The sequence below is a fragment of the Francisella sp. Scap27 genome, assembly GCF_013394105.1.
Classification (GTDB): Bacteria; Pseudomonadota; Gammaproteobacteria; order Francisellales; family Francisellaceae; genus Francisella; species Francisella adeliensis.
Map to the genome: position 1 here is coordinate 144,632 of NZ_CP041326.1, position 13,822 is coordinate 158,453.

Here is a 13,822-nt window from a genome sequence, read left to right on the forward strand (position 1 = left end):
ATTATATAAACTAATTATTTTTTTTATAATATATTTTATACATTATCGAGAAAAAACCTATTAATACTAATCCTGAGTATATAACTACTCTCTGATCAGGATCCCATAACATTCCTAAAATTACACATAAATTAAAAGCTATACTTAATATAGGGATAATTGGGAAAGCCCAAGCTCTAAACTTAAGATTATTTACTTGTTCTTTAGATAATGTTTTTCTGAAATATATATGACACAAGCTAATTATAATCCATATCATACAACCAACCATTCCAGATGATGAAACAACTAATATAAATAATTTTTCAGCACCAACAAACTTTGTCACTAAACAAAAAAGTGAGAGTATAGCTACAAAGATAACTCCATAAACAGGGACACTTCTTTTGTTTATTTTTGAAAATATTTTTGGAGCTTGGTTTTCATTAGCCATAGACCACATAAGTCTTGCACAAGTATAAAAACATGAGTTAATAGCTGATAAACTAGCAGTTAAAATTACAAGCTGCATTATAGTATCTATATATTTTATATTAACTAATTGTAGTATTGTGACAAAAGGAGTATTTGAAACGCTAGAATCTTTATAAGGTATTATGTAAGCTATTATAAAAGTTGAGAGTACGAAAAATACTAAAATTCGAACAGCTACACTTTTTATAGCCTTGCGGATATTTTTCTCAGGGTCTTTGGTTTCACCTGCGGCTATTCCAACTAATTCAGCTCCTTGAAAAGTACAAACTATTATCACTAAACCAAATAAAAAGGCTTTATATCCATTTGGAAAAAGTCCATCGGTATAGAAATTTACTAAGCCTCCTATTGGTTTATTCGTATGGAGCATTCCAGTTATTATGCACACTCCAATTATTATAAATAAGATTATAGTTAGTATCTTTATCCCAGCTAACCAAAATTCTATCTCAGCAAAAACTTTCACAGCACAAAAATTTAATGCACTTATTAAAATAGTTATAACTAAGCAGTATTGCCAAATGCTAATTCCAGGATAGAAGTTGTTACAAATTATACCAGCAGCAACTAAGCTACCAGCTGCTGCAGTTAGCCAATTTAAAAGATATAACCAACCAGTTAAAAAGCCAGAGTAGGGTGATATAAATTTTGTTGCATAAGCTTGGAAAGATCCACTAATTGGCATTTCTATAGACATTTCAGCTAGACTAATCATAACTAACATCATGATTATTCCACCTATTAAAAAACCTAAAACAGTTCCAAAAGCACCTACTGAATGTAAAATACTTCCTACACCTAAGAAAAAGCTAGCAGATATAGTACCTCCAAGCGAAATCATAACTATATGTCGTGCTAATATATCTCTTTTTAACTGATTTTGTTCTTCCATGGTTGTTTGGTTTATAAATAGAGGTGAGAGTTATTATTTCATAAGTTATTAAATATATAAATAAAAACATATATCTCTTATTAAAAGAAAGTTAAGTCATTTATGCAACATGAGATAAATATATAGGATTGCTCAGATATAAAAAATTAGTAAGAGAAAGAATGTAGAAATATTTATTGATCAATTCTACCACTGATAGATTGAAACGCTCTTAACTCAAAAATTGGCAAGCTAGCAAATATAAAGTCAAAAATATCCGCTTGGATTTTTTCATAATTAACCCAGTTAGTATCATTTGTGAAAATATATAGTTCAACAGGTAAACCTTTTTCAGTAGGTTGAAGTTCTCTAATTAAGAAAGTTAGACCTAGGTGAATTTTCGGGTGTTGACGAAGATAGTTCTCAACATAATTTCTAAATAATGTAATGTTTGTGATCTTTCCGTCAAAATTAAAGTTTTTAAGAAATTCTTCTTTTTTCAATTTTCCCAAGAGTTCTTCATTACAAAATTTGATGGTATCAATATCTAAGTTGATAGATCTTTTAATTCTACGGCCACCAGTTTCTTGCATTCCACGCCAGTTTTGTACACTATTACTAATTAGATTGTATGTAGGGATTGTAGATATTGTTTTATCAAAGTTACGGATTTTTACAGTGTTGATAGAAACTTCCATTACATCACCATCAACCCCAGCAGCTGGAACCGTAATCCAGTCACCAACACGCACCAAATCTAAAGCAGCTACCTGAATATTTGTGACAAAACCTAATATAGTGTCTTTAAATACTAACATTAGTACAGCAGACATAGCACCTAAACCAGTAAGGAATGCTATTGGAGACTTATTGAGCAATAGCGATACAACTAGTATGAATGCAATGAAATATAGTATTATCTTTATAATTTGGGCATAACTTTTTAGAGAGTGATTTTTAAAGTATGCAAGTGTTTGAAAAAAACTAAAAATAGCATCAACAAGAGATACTAAAAATCTTATTATAGAAATAGTTATATAAATTTGAGCTATTAACTGAATGGCATTTACAAACGTTAAAGTCCAATCGTGACCTGGAAATTCTGCAAATGACACACCTATGTATATAAATATACCTGGTGCAACATGAGATAATCTTTTAAAAACATCAAATTTCACAAGCATATTTGCAAGGTTTGACTCTGATCTATTAAGGAATGATTTTATAAATTTCACTATAGATTTATTGATTATAAATCCAACAATATATGATATAAATAGTACTATTATAAAAATAGTTAGCACACTAAGGAAGGTTGCCAAAAAATGATGCTCAGAAAGCCCCATGTAATAATTTCTTAAGTTCTCTAACATATTTATAGTTCCTTTTTTATTTTTTGATTAATTAAACTAATACTTTCGATTACTCTATATCTTGTTCAGAATCATCTGTATTTTGATCGTCAATTTTAGGGAGTAGGATAGCAATTTGCTGAAGCATATTGTTAATAAGTTGCGTTTGAAGATATACATATTGTCTATTTGCTTCACTAGCTTGTGAAAGTACAATACCTGAGTTAGACTGCCAGAACTGTCTTGTCTCTAATGTTTTAGTAGGTATTATAGGATCTTTTACATTTGGTTTAACAACATTATATGACATTCTTAAAATCAATTGATAGTTATTGTTTGAAGCACCACCTACAACACTGATTAATTTGTTATCTTTTACAACACTCTGAAGGTTGATTATATAATCAGCATCTGCATCATCTTCAACAATGATAGCTTTGTATGCTACTAAGTTTCTTTGTAATTCACGAGCATAATTACTAAAATTATTAGACTTAATACAAATTTTCATTCCTCTAAAGTTACTAAAGCTGCCAACATTACCAACTCCTCGGGCATGGAATCCGCAAGCTGTAATTATTAGAGCAAAGAACATCACGAATATATATTTATTAATACTTAATTTCATAATTCGCCTACTTAACTACTATATTCATTAGTTTTTGTGGAACATATATAATTTTAATTATTTCTTTGTTATCAGTATATTCGGTAATTTGAGGATCTGCTAAGACTTTATTTTCAATACCTTGTTTGCTCAAATTAGCATCTAATTCAATTTTAGCTCGTAGTTTACCATTGACCTGAACAATTAAAAGAAAGTCATCTTTTTTTAGAGCTTCATTATCAACTTGTGGGAAGCTTGCTTTTAAAATATCATTGCCAAAGTTTAGTTCTATCCACAAGTTATGGCATAAATGAGGTGCAAAAGGAGATAGAAGTCTTAGTAATATATTAAAACCTTCACTCTTAACTTCTTTTGATAAATTATCATAATTATTAAGAGAATTAATGATTTTCATGCATGCTGACACTACTGTATTAAATTGACTCTTATCAAAATCAAAAGTAGCTTGTTTAAGAGCGCTATGAATTTCAAAACGAGCTTTTTTATCATCTTTAGATAAATTTTCGGCTACAATTTTATTTGCGGTAAAGTATTCTTTATTTGACTGAGAGTAGTTAAATATTTTGCGTAAGAACTTGTTAGCGCCTTCAACACCTTTGTCTGACCATTCCAAAGATTGCTCAGGTGGGGCCGCAAACATACTAAATAATCTAACAGTATCTGCGCCATATTCGTCAATTAATGATTGTGGATCTACAGTGTTGCCTTTTGATTTAGACATTTTAGCACCATCTTTTAAAACCATCCCTTGAGTCAAAAGATTTACAAATGGTTCACTAGATGTTATTAAACCTTCGTCACGCATTAATTTATGAAAAAATCTAGCGTATAAAAGGTGCATAATAGCATGCTCAATACCGCCAATGTATTTATCCACAGGCAGCCAGTAATCTGCTTCAACATCAAGCATTTCTTCGGCAGTAGGGCAAGTATAGCGGGCATAATACCAAGATGATTCAAAGAATGTATCAAAAGTATCTGTCTCTCTTGTTGCTTTAGCACCACACTTAGGGCAAGTTACATCTAAAAATTCTGGCATATCTTTTAATGGAGAACCTGCTTCTGTAAGAGTTACATCCGTAGGTAATTTTACCGGTAGATTTTCTTCTTTTTCAGGTACTACACCACAACTATCACAATGAATCATCGGAATAGGGCAACCCCAATATCTTTGACGAGATATGCCCCAATCACGAATTCTAAAATTAGTTGTTTCTATACCTTTTTTATCATCGTAGATTTTTTTCTTTATGGCTTGATAAGATTTTTTGAAATTAAGCCCATCAAATTCACCTGAATTTATTAATATACCTTTTTCAGTAAAAGCCTCTTTTTCTAAGTCTACTTTTAACTTCTTATCGTTTGATGTGATTACTTGTTTGATTGCTATATTGTATTTTTTGGCAAACTCCCAATCTCTTTGATCATGAGCAGGTACACACATTACAGCACCTGTTCCATAACTCATCAATACAAAGTTTGCGACCCAAATATTTACTTCTTCACCAGAAATAGGGTGAATAACTGTTATATCAGTTTTAAAGCCTTTCTTTTCTTGTGTAGCTAAATCAGCCTCCATAGTAGATGACTTTTTACATTCTGCAATAAATTCTGCAAGCTCGGGATTTTTCTTTCCAGCTTCTAATGCTAAAGGGTGTTCAGGAGCTATTGCTAGATAACTTACTCCCATAAGAGTATCTGGTCTAGTAGTGAAAACTTCTATATTTTCATCACGATCTGCTAGTTTAAATGAAACTGTTAAGCCTTTTGATTTACCAATCCAGTTTGTCTGCATTGTCTTAACAGCTTCTGGCCAACCGTCAAGCTTATTTATATCTTGTAATAGCTCATCAGCATAATCCGTGATTTTTAAAAACCACTGTGGAATCTCTTTTTTCTCAACTAAAGCACCAGATCTCCAGCCACGACCATCGACAACTTGCTCATTTGCTAAAACTGTTTGATCAATAGGATCCCAGTTTACTACTGAGTTTTTACGATAAGCTAAGCCTTTTTTATAAAGCTGAATGAAGAACCATTGTTCCCATTTATAATAGTCTTCATCACAAGTAGCAACTTCTCTTGACCAATCAAATCCTAGACCAAGACTAGCAAACTGTTTACGCATATGCTCAATATTGCTTCTTGTCCATTCATGTGGCGAGCGTTGATGTTTGATAGCTGCATTTTCAGCAGGTAACCCAAATGCATCCCAACCCATAGGGTGAAGTACATTTTTACCTTGCATTTTTTGATAGCGAGCAATTACATCACTTATAGTATAATTTCTGACATGCCCCATATGAAGTGTACCACTTGGGTAAGGTAACATTGAAAGGCAATAAAATTTTTCTTTTGATTTATCTTTAATTGCTTTGAAACTTTGATTTGTAGCCCAAAAATTTTGAGCATTTTCTTCTATTTCTGTGAAGTTATATTCGTTCATAGCTGATAGGAGCCTAGTTTGATTAAATTATAAAATATATAAGAGTTAATTTTATGCGAAAATGACTAAAATATCTAGAAAGTTAGTATGTAAATACTTTATATTATTGAGAATTCACTGTTTTACGGTTAATAAAATATCCTCTTATCAATATTACTAGTATTAGTATACTAAATAAAAGCCTAATAACTGTATTGATGTTTATACTTTGAGTTAACAAATCATCTATAGCAAAGTATATTGTTGGAACAAATCCAAAACCATATATTAAAAATCCTAAAACATATCTTTGAGAAAGCATAAGCAATCCAACAAAAGAGACTTGATTTATCAGGAAAAAACTAAAGATTATAATTGTATCAGTGTATGAATTATGCTGAAGTAGATTATCAGAATAATTAATACATAACATTATAAGAACAATCACTGTGAAGGAGATACTAGCTTTTAATGTGATTTTTTTAGGATGATTAGGTTTCGCTACAAATAAGCTTAATATTCCTACTGTAGCTATTAGATAAGCGATCCAAAAAGCTCTAATATATTCAATAGTTGGTAATTCTGAAGATAATATATATAGGGTTAAGCTTGCAGTAACAGTACTAAAAAAATACCACAAAAACGAATCTTTCTTAAACTTTGTAATTCGTAAAGCAAAAATTGTTAATAATATATAGTTCAAAACTATAGTTATAATAAATAATGACATAAAACCTCCGTTGATAAGTTAATTATGTCTTGAAGTATCAAGTACGACAATATCTTTTTAAATTCTACCTGAATATGAGTTTTAAGACCATGACCTATATTTGGAACTCTCTTTTAACTAATCTGAAACTTTCAAATTATAATATAAACAATATATGTAGTAATATATTTATCAAAGCATCATTATTTTATATATGGAGTTGAGATATGATGAATGGAGTTGAGATTTTAAAATCTTTTATCAAAAAAAACGATATCAAATATATGTTTGGCAATCCAGGCACTACAGAGGCGTCTACTTTAGAAGCTGTGGCAAACAATGATAATATAAAATATATACTAGCATTACATGAATCAGTGGCAATAGGTATGGCAGCAGGCTATTCATTAGCTTCTGATAAAGTTGGTCTTGTGAATGTGCATACATACCCTGGGTTGGCAAATTCAATGTGTAATATATATAATGCTTATATGTCTGGCATACCGTTATTTATAACAGCTGGCCAGCAAACAACAGATAGCCTAATTCATACCCCAGTATTATCTGGTGATTTGACTAAATTAGCTGAGACAGCTACTAAGCAGCAGTATGAAGTTACAGATGTAAAAGATTTAGCTTTAGCTTTGCACAGAGGTTACACGCAGTCGCAGATATCACCACAAGCACCAACCTTTTTATCCATCCCTATGGATGTAATGAGTGATAAATGTGAAAATCCAGATATTAGGGTGACAACTTTATTTGATACTCCTACAATTTCAGATGCTGATGTTAGTAAACTTGCTTTACAATTAATAGGTGTACCAAATAGTGAGCTTGTATTTATCGCTGACTATGAAGTTGCATCATCAAAAGCACAATATGAATTAGAAGTTTTAGCAAATGTGTTAGAGGCGGATGTTTATATTGCACCATTTCATGTGGCTGGTTGTATTGCAACTAATAGCAGTTATTATAAAGGAACATTACCAAAAATGGGTGATGTGATGAGCAAAACATTATCAAAATACTCAACCGTAGTTATTCTTGGCGAGAAAATTAATATGTTTTTATCAAAAGGAGCTAATCTTTTTGATAATGGAAAAACTGTTATTCAAGTTTCGAAATCATCAAAAGTATTATCGTATGATTATGCATGTGAATTGGCCATTTTGAGTGATATAAAGCACTTACTAAAAGCTGTTGCGAATAAAATATCTACTACAGAAGTGAGCCTAAAAAAAGTAGAGAAATCCAGTGTTGATTTATCTATGTTTGAAGATATAAGATTAGCATCAAGTATTCATAAAATATTGCATTCTGTAGATGTTAAAACAAGGATTGTGACAGATGGTTCATCATTTGATACAATAGTGCAAGATATTGCATTATCTATGTTTTTTGATAACACCCATTTTTCACCTCGTGGTGGTGGTCTTGGCTGGGCAATGCCTGTTGCTACAGGCGCATCTTTAGCTACAAATGAGCATACTCTTTGCTTTATTGGAGATGGTGGTAGTATGTATTCTATACAAAGTATTTGGACTGCTGCAAAATATAGCATTCCTGTGATTTATATATGTGTATATAACAAAGAGTATAAAGTGCTAAAAGAGTTAGCTATGATGCAAAAGGGAGTTAAATCCAAAGATGATATGACATTTGTTGGTCTTGATTTGGATAATCCGTCTATAGAATTAGATTTAATTGCTAAAGGTTTTGGTGCTGAAGTTCATATTGTTAATAATGAAGATAATATATCAGAAATCATGAATACAGCATTAAAACATATTGGACCAAGTTTCATAATATTGAAATAAATTACAAAAGAATTATATAAAGTTTAAAATATGAAACGATAAACAACTTTTCTAAAACTGATCATCTTAAAAGCTTACTTATCTAGTATAAGGCTTTTGATGTTATTAAATGAATGATTAACAAGGAGATATCGATGTTCATTGCAATATCAGAATATTTAAAACCAATATCGGTAATGGATGAAAAAAGACCACAACACCAAGCTTTTCTGAAGGTACATTTTGCAAATGATAAGCTACTTACTTGTGGTCGTCTAAATTCACAAGATGGTGGAGTTATTATCACTAAAAATATCACAAGGTCAGAATTTGAAAATATTCTAAGTCATGACCCGTATGTAATAGCAGGCTATTGTAGATATGATATTACAGAATTTACGCCAACTATAAATCATGAATCTTTCAATCTATAGCAGGAGAGTGATATGAAGACGTTATTAGTACAAAAAAATTATAAAGATGCCGATGATATTAAATTAGATCTTTTGGATAAGCCAAAACCAGAAATTGATCCAGTAAATAATTGTCTAATAAAAGTATACTCTGTTGGAGTAAACCCATCTGATGCATTGGCAACAATTGGTTATTTTAGTCATGCTAAAGTACCACGAGTACCAGGTCGTGACTTCGCGGGTGTTGTTGAGCAGGGTCCACAGCATTTAGTAGGTAAATCTATCTGGGGCTCTGGTGGAGCAGCAGGTATTGATATAGATGGTTCATTGACTGAATATATTACATTGCCAGAAACTGCATTTGCGGTAGCTCCTAGTGATATGAGCTTACGAGTGGCTGGTGGGCAATTATTGCCATACATCACAGCTTATGAAAGCTTAGTTAAAAGAGCAATGGTAGCAAGTGGTGAAACTGTGTATATAGTTGGTGCTTTAGGTCAGGTTGGGCAAGCAAGTATGTCTATTTGTACTTGGAAAAATTGCAAAGCAATTGCTTTAGTTCATGGCAAAGAATCTATTGCAAAAGCCGAAGCTAGAGGCTGGATAGCTTATGATACTAGTGAACCAAATTTTGCAGATCATATAATTAAAGAGCATGGCAAGGCAGATGTTATATTGAATTCCGTCGGTAATCTTGTTTGGAATGAATATATTTGTTCATTAAGCGAATATGGCAGAATAGTCAATATTGGTGCTCAAGAAGGCAGAAGAGAAGCGATGGTTAATTTATTTAAGTTATATAGAGCTAATCAGGCAATAGTCGGTGTAAATACAGCTACATTTAGTTATGAGTATAATGCTAAATTACTTGATGAATTAAGAGTTGGTTTTGATAGTAATAAACTAGATCAATTAGAGTTGAGTGAGGATATAAAATTCTCACTTGATACAGCTATAGAAGCTTTTAAAAAAGTTCTAAAAAAATCAGACAACAAAAGAATCGTGGTGGATGTCAACTATGAGTGATTTAACAAAAAGAGTTTTAGATGCATATTCAAAATTTGATGACCCTCGCTCAAAAGAATTAACTCAGAGCCTTATTAAACATATTCATTCTTTTGTGAAAGATGTAAGACTTACAAATCAAGAGTGGGAATTTTGCTGGAAAACATTTCGTACAATGGCAGATTTTACTGGTGACGATAGAAATGAATTTTTGCTTATGGGTGATATTTTAGGAGTTAGTCAGCTTGTTGAAGAAGTTAATCATCAAGTAGATGGTGTAGAGAATAAATTTGCGTTAGTTGGGCCTTTTTTACGAGCAAACGCGCCGTTTAGAGATAATGGTGCTGTAATAATGAGTGATAATACTGCTGGTGAAAGAGTGGAAATTAAGCTAAATATAAAATCTACTAATAATCAGCCAATAGCTGGTGCGGTTATTGATGTATGGCAAGCTGCTACTAATGGTAAATATGAATGCGAGGATGCAAATCAGCCAGATATGAATCTGCGAGGTAAGTTTGTAACAGATAATGATGGTAAAGCATCACTAGTTGCATTAGTTCCTACGGCTTATCCTGTACCTAATGATGGGCCTGCTGGAGATTTACTAAGATCTGCTAAAAGAAACATTCTACGCCCAGCACATATACACTTTATAGTTGTTGCGGAAGGTTTTGAAACTTTAGTGACACAAGTGTTTATTGACGGAGACAAACAAACTGAAGATGACCCTGTCTTTACTGCAAATCACAGCATGTCAGAGCATTTTGTTAAGCAGGCTGATGATTATAGTTTAGAGTGTAATTTTGTGCTGTCTAAAGGTGAATCAACGTATCCTGAAGCACCAATAAAATAAAATATAAATGAGGTTATAAAATGCGTGACTCAAAGAACAAAATAATAGGTACTTGGAGGCTGGTGCACTCAATGGAAGTGCATGAGAATAATAAGATTCATTATCCGTTTGGTGAAGATGCAATTGGTTGTATTATTTATGATGAAAATGGTCGTATGGCTGTACAGATTTGCAGAAAAAATAGAAATAAATTTGAGAGCAAAAGTTTAAAAAGTGCAACAACTACAGATGCACTTGCTCTAACTCAAGATTATTTGGCATATTTTGGTAGTTATACCATCGATGAGGAAACACAGGTTGTAAGTCATGAACTAGAAGGACATTTATGTGCTAGCTTTGTTGGTAATATAGCTCGTAGAAAGATGAAATTCTATGATAACAAAATGTCTTTAAGACCATACAATGATGGTACAGATAGAGAGATTTTGTGGGAAAAAATTTAGTTTCGTAAAATATTATTAGACTTTTATATTATTAACTGATGTTACGCACCAAACATAAATTTGAGCAAGAAGATAAAGTGTTAGATGCAAGGCAGGTTTTTATTAGCATAGCAGTAGCAATGGTAGTAAAGTTCTAACGCAGTCAGATAATACTTTAGCTTTTTGTCCTTTAGGGATGATATAATTTGCATCAAATAGCGTCGTTACCAACGATTTGAAGCTACTAGTAGCTCCTACACCTTGTTGCCTCGCTCTTCAACACAACTTATAACACTCAAAATATATTAGGTGCGTAACATCAGTTATTAATTTTCCGACATCCAAGTCTCTAAAATAACACAAGCAGCAATAGCATCGACCTTTAAATGACTAACTTTTTTATTTTTAACACTCTCTAAACGCCATCTAGCTTCGCGTGTAGAGTAGGCTTCATTTATAAGATGAATAGGGCGTGGAGCATATCTTTCTTCAATGATTTTTGCAAAGTTTCTAGCATCTCGAGTTATGTCTGTATCAAGATCATTAGTATCAAGAGGCAAACCAACAATTATATCTGAAGGATTCCAGCGTTTTATAACCTTATCTAGTTCTATCCAATTTGGTTCACCATCATAAGCTTCTACGGTTCCAACTGGACTAGCAGTTTTTGTGATCATTTGTCCACTAGCAATACCAATTCTTGCTCTACCATAATCTATAGCTAAGTATGATTTAAACATTAGCCATGTCCAATATTATCAAAAAGCGTATCTAAATTATGTAGACTATATCCGGCATGTTCTACATGTTTTTGCCATTTAGATTCATTTTCATAGTTAAAAAGTATTTTTTTACTCAATTTAGTCGTAACTATCCAGTCATTTGCTTTAATTTCTTCACTAAGTTGCTCAGCAGTCCAGCAACTATAACCAATTACGGGTAAAAAATACTCAGGAAGAATATTATTAGCTAAATCTTCTAATATATCTAAAGATGCAGTTAAAGCAAGCCCTTCATCTAGTTTGATAGTAGAGTCATAGTTTCTACCATTTGTAGTATGAAGAATCAAAATTTTATTTGGGCTGATAGGGCCACCCATATAGAGAGGGTGATTAGCTATTTCAGCAAATGTATTAGAATGACCGATATTTAACTCTTCAAATACATCTTTTAAGGATTCGCCAGGTAATGGTTTATTTATAATTAAACCCATAGCTCCATGTCTGTCATTTTGACAAAGATATATTACTGATTTTGTGAAAATAATATCGTTTTTAACTAATGGTGTTGCTAAAAGGACTTCACTTTTGTGGTTTTGGAACATATTATTTGGTTATAACCTATAAATTTTTTAGTAAGATGGCGACAATTAATGCCTCAATAGCAGTAATTCTAGATGATAATGATAATAAAGTCTATATCAGCAAAAGGCAAAAGCATCAAACATACAGTGATTATTGGGAATTCCCTGGTGGTAAAGTAGAGAAAAATGAAACAACTAAAGAATGTATTATTAGAGAAGCATATGAAGAAATAGGCATTATTATTAAAAAATGTGAGTTATTTCACACAAAACAGTATTTTAATAATAAAAACGATAAAGTGAACTTAGAGTTTTTTTTAGTGAGCGATTTTAGTGGTGAGCCATACTCAAAAGAAAAACAAAAACTAAAATTAGTCAGTGTATCTAATTTGAGTGAGTATGATTTCTTACCAGGCAGTTTAGATGTTGTTGAGATGCTCCAAGATAGATTTTCATAATTATGCAATAAACAGCAGAGTGGGCTGTATAGTCCACAATCATTAGATTATATCTAATTTAACATAATATATATTATGCGAACAATCGTATTTGTGGGTGTGATAAGTTTAATGCACTTTTTTGGACAAAATGATGGGTTTTAGATAGATTTGGGGAGTTAGTTTTGAGGGATTTATTTTTAGATGTTTATAAGTTTTAGTTCTACTTGCGAGCTATAGTCTTGGATTCTTGAGAAAAAGTCGTCATTAGTTGAAGTTACAATAAAGCTCATATCTTCAGTTTTTTTATATAATCTGTTTATAAGGCTTTTTTTACAGTTATTTTCTAATAATCTAATCTCAAAGCCAATTGTAATCTGTAAATCACGCCAAGCATTTTTTATTATGCCTTTAATATCTTCATTTACCACATTGTTTAAAACATGTTCTAAATTAACCTCTTGAAGAGAATCTTTGTTATCAGACTCATAATGAGCCTTAATAATTGTTAGTAAGGTTCTCATTCTTTGGCTTTCTTTAATTACACAATATTTTTTAGACATAAGCGTTCTCCTTGGTCGTAGGTGTAAAGTGAGGCTATCCTTTCTTTAACACAATCATTTCTAATAACGAATGACTTAAGGAGATATTATCTGATAAAAAAAAATAAAATAGTCTTGAATATGTTTGTAACTTATGTTCAACCTTGGAAATACTGGGTATTTTTCTTAATAAGAAAATCTTATGGTAATAAATGTTGACAATATTTTTAAATCGAGACAAGGTTATTTTATGGTTAGTTTTTGACTAAAGTGCCCTGTTTATAGGGTTTTTAGAATATAAGTTAGACTTATAGTGCCTGGATTTTACTATTTCAGGTGTGGTTTGCTAGAAAAAAGAATAAGTTGCTCAAAAATTTCTTTTAGGTGATTGCTTGTGGATTGTTTTATGATTGGGGTTATGTTAATAATCTTGTTGGATGGCAAAATATTAACCATATGTTTTATAAAATAGATGATTAATATTTGTAAATATATTTTTTTATAAACTTAACCGAATGCTTATGTAATAAGCGTTTTATTGTATAGTTAAGTATGAATTTTGGTACTTTATATGTTGCTTGCTTTA

Annotated in this window: 14 protein-coding genes; 6 read left to right on the plus strand and 8 right to left on the minus strand. The window is 31.6% G+C overall.

Features of this window, described 5'->3' with window-relative positions; genetic code table 11:
• Positions 1-10: 10 nt before the first annotated feature.
• From FLM55_RS00695 to FLM55_RS00715, 5 genes are all read right to left on the minus strand, one after another.
• Positions 11-1,366, minus strand: coding sequence for an amino acid permease (locus FLM55_RS00695; RefSeq protein WP_178947549.1), 1,356 nt, complete (start codon positions 1,364-1,366; stop codon positions 11-13).
• A gap of 173 nt (positions 1,367-1,539) precedes the next feature.
• Positions 1,540-2,718, minus strand: coding sequence for a mechanosensitive ion channel domain-containing protein (locus tag FLM55_RS00700; protein ID WP_256868888.1), 1,179 nt, complete (start codon positions 2,716-2,718; stop codon positions 1,540-1,542).
• A gap of 49 nt (positions 2,719-2,767) precedes the next feature.
• Entirely contained in the window at positions 2,768-3,325 is a 558-nt protein-coding gene (lptE, locus tag FLM55_RS00705; protein WP_178947550.1) for an LPS assembly lipoprotein LptE, read from the minus strand.
• A gap of 7 nt (positions 3,326-3,332) precedes the next feature.
• A complete protein-coding gene (gene leuS, locus FLM55_RS00710) occupies positions 3,333-5,771 on the minus strand; it encodes a leucine--tRNA ligase (RefSeq protein WP_178947551.1) in 2,439 nt (812 codons plus the stop codon).
• Between the two features lie 103 nt (positions 5,772-5,874).
• Positions 5,875-6,480 (minus strand): hypothetical protein, encoded by a 606-nt coding sequence (locus FLM55_RS00715; protein ID WP_178947552.1) that lies wholly within the window; start codon positions 6,478-6,480, stop codon positions 5,875-5,877.
• Between the two features lie 206 nt (positions 6,481-6,686).
• On the opposite strand from FLM55_RS00715, the gene FLM55_RS00720 reads away from it, so the two are divergent.
• The 5 genes from FLM55_RS00720 to FLM55_RS00740 all read left to right on the plus strand — a co-directional run bounded on the left by FLM55_RS00720 (position 6,687) and on the right by FLM55_RS00740 (position 10,975).
• Positions 6,687-8,279 (plus strand): thiamine pyrophosphate-binding protein, encoded by a 1,593-nt coding sequence (locus FLM55_RS00720; protein ID WP_178947553.1) that lies wholly within the window; start codon positions 6,687-6,689, stop codon positions 8,277-8,279.
• A 134-nt stretch (positions 8,280-8,413) separates the two neighbouring features.
• Positions 8,414-8,692, plus strand: coding sequence for a YciI family protein (locus tag FLM55_RS00725; protein WP_178947554.1), 279 nt, complete (start codon positions 8,414-8,416; stop codon positions 8,690-8,692).
• A 12-nt stretch (positions 8,693-8,704) separates the two neighbouring features.
• Entirely contained in the window at positions 8,705-9,697 is a 993-nt protein-coding gene (locus tag FLM55_RS00730; RefSeq protein WP_178947555.1) for a zinc-binding alcohol dehydrogenase family protein, read from the plus strand.
• Positions 9,690-10,532 carry a dioxygenase gene (locus FLM55_RS00735; protein WP_218644482.1) on the plus strand — a complete coding sequence of 281 codons (843 nt, stop codon included), beginning with the start codon at positions 9,690-9,692 and terminating at the stop codon, positions 10,530-10,532. The genes FLM55_RS00730 and FLM55_RS00735 overlap by 8 nt, the downstream gene beginning before the upstream one ends.
• A 20-nt stretch (positions 10,533-10,552) precedes the next feature.
• The gene (locus FLM55_RS00740; protein WP_178947557.1) at positions 10,553-10,975 is read left to right on the plus strand and encodes a lipocalin-like domain-containing protein; all 423 of its coding nucleotides are present in this window, start codon (positions 10,553-10,555) and stop codon (positions 10,973-10,975) included.
• Between the two features lie 305 nt (positions 10,976-11,280).
• Here FLM55_RS00740 and ruvX read toward each other — a convergent pair whose 3' ends face one another.
• On the minus strand, positions 11,281-11,694 hold the full coding sequence (ruvX, locus tag FLM55_RS00745) for a Holliday junction resolvase RuvX (RefSeq protein WP_178947558.1): 414 nt from the start codon (positions 11,692-11,694) through the stop codon (positions 11,281-11,283).
• The gene (locus FLM55_RS00750) at positions 11,694-12,278 is read right to left on the minus strand and encodes a YqgE/AlgH family protein (RefSeq protein ID WP_178947559.1); all 585 of its coding nucleotides are present in this window, start codon (positions 12,276-12,278) and stop codon (positions 11,694-11,696) included. The genes ruvX and FLM55_RS00750 overlap by 1 nt, the downstream gene beginning before the upstream one ends.
• Positions 12,279-12,313: 35 nt before the next feature.
• Here FLM55_RS00750 and FLM55_RS00755 point away from each other — a divergent pair, with 35 nt between their 5' ends.
• Positions 12,314-12,715, plus strand: a complete 402-nt coding sequence (locus tag FLM55_RS00755; RefSeq protein ID WP_178947560.1) for a (deoxy)nucleoside triphosphate pyrophosphohydrolase — start codon at positions 12,314-12,316, stop codon at positions 12,713-12,715.
• A gap of 179 nt (positions 12,716-12,894) precedes the next feature.
• On the opposite strand, the gene FLM55_RS00760 is transcribed toward FLM55_RS00755, so the two are convergent.
• Complete coding sequence (locus FLM55_RS00760; RefSeq protein ID WP_178947561.1) at positions 12,895-13,257, minus strand: normocyte binding protein 2b; 363 nt, start codon at positions 13,255-13,257, stop codon at positions 12,895-12,897.
• Positions 13,258-13,822 lie beyond the last annotated feature (565 nt).

What these genes read in the sequence shown, in the direction of transcription:
- FLM55_RS00695 (WP_178947549.1), bottom strand. Translation starts at nt 1,366, where the DNA reads ATGGAAGAACAAAATCAGTTAAAAAGAGATATATTAGCACGACATATA.
- FLM55_RS00700 (WP_256868888.1), bottom strand. Translation starts at nt 2,718, where the DNA reads ATGTTAGAGAACTTAAGAAATTATTACATGGGGCTTTCTGAGCATCAT.
- lptE (WP_178947550.1), bottom strand. Translation starts at nt 3,325, where the DNA reads ATGAAATTAAGTATTAATAAATATATATTCGTGATGTTCTTTGCTCTA.
- leuS (WP_178947551.1), bottom strand. Translation starts at nt 5,771, where the DNA reads ATGAACGAATATAACTTCACAGAAATAGAAGAAAATGCTCAAAATTTT.
- FLM55_RS00715 (WP_178947552.1), bottom strand. Translation starts at nt 6,480, where the DNA reads ATGTCATTATTTATTATAACTATAGTTTTGAACTATATATTATTAACA.
- FLM55_RS00720 (WP_178947553.1), top strand. Translation starts at nt 6,687, where the DNA reads ATGATGAATGGAGTTGAGATTTTAAAATCTTTTATCAAAAAAAACGAT.
- FLM55_RS00725 (WP_178947554.1), top strand. Translation starts at nt 8,414, where the DNA reads ATGTTCATTGCAATATCAGAATATTTAAAACCAATATCGGTAATGGAT.
- FLM55_RS00730 (WP_178947555.1), top strand. Translation starts at nt 8,705, where the DNA reads ATGAAGACGTTATTAGTACAAAAAAATTATAAAGATGCCGATGATATT.
- FLM55_RS00735 (WP_218644482.1), top strand. Translation starts at nt 9,690, where the DNA reads ATGAGTGATTTAACAAAAAGAGTTTTAGATGCATATTCAAAATTTGAT.
- FLM55_RS00740 (WP_178947557.1), top strand. Translation starts at nt 10,553, where the DNA reads ATGCGTGACTCAAAGAACAAAATAATAGGTACTTGGAGGCTGGTGCAC.
- ruvX (WP_178947558.1), bottom strand. Translation starts at nt 11,694, where the DNA reads ATGTTTAAATCATACTTAGCTATAGATTATGGTAGAGCAAGAATTGGT.
- FLM55_RS00750 (WP_178947559.1), bottom strand. Translation starts at nt 12,278, where the DNA reads ATGTTCCAAAACCACAAAAGTGAAGTCCTTTTAGCAACACCATTAGTT.
- FLM55_RS00755 (WP_178947560.1), top strand. Translation starts at nt 12,314, where the DNA reads ATGGCGACAATTAATGCCTCAATAGCAGTAATTCTAGATGATAATGAT.
- FLM55_RS00760 (WP_178947561.1), bottom strand. Translation starts at nt 13,257, where the DNA reads ATGTCTAAAAAATATTGTGTAATTAAAGAAAGCCAAAGAATGAGAACC.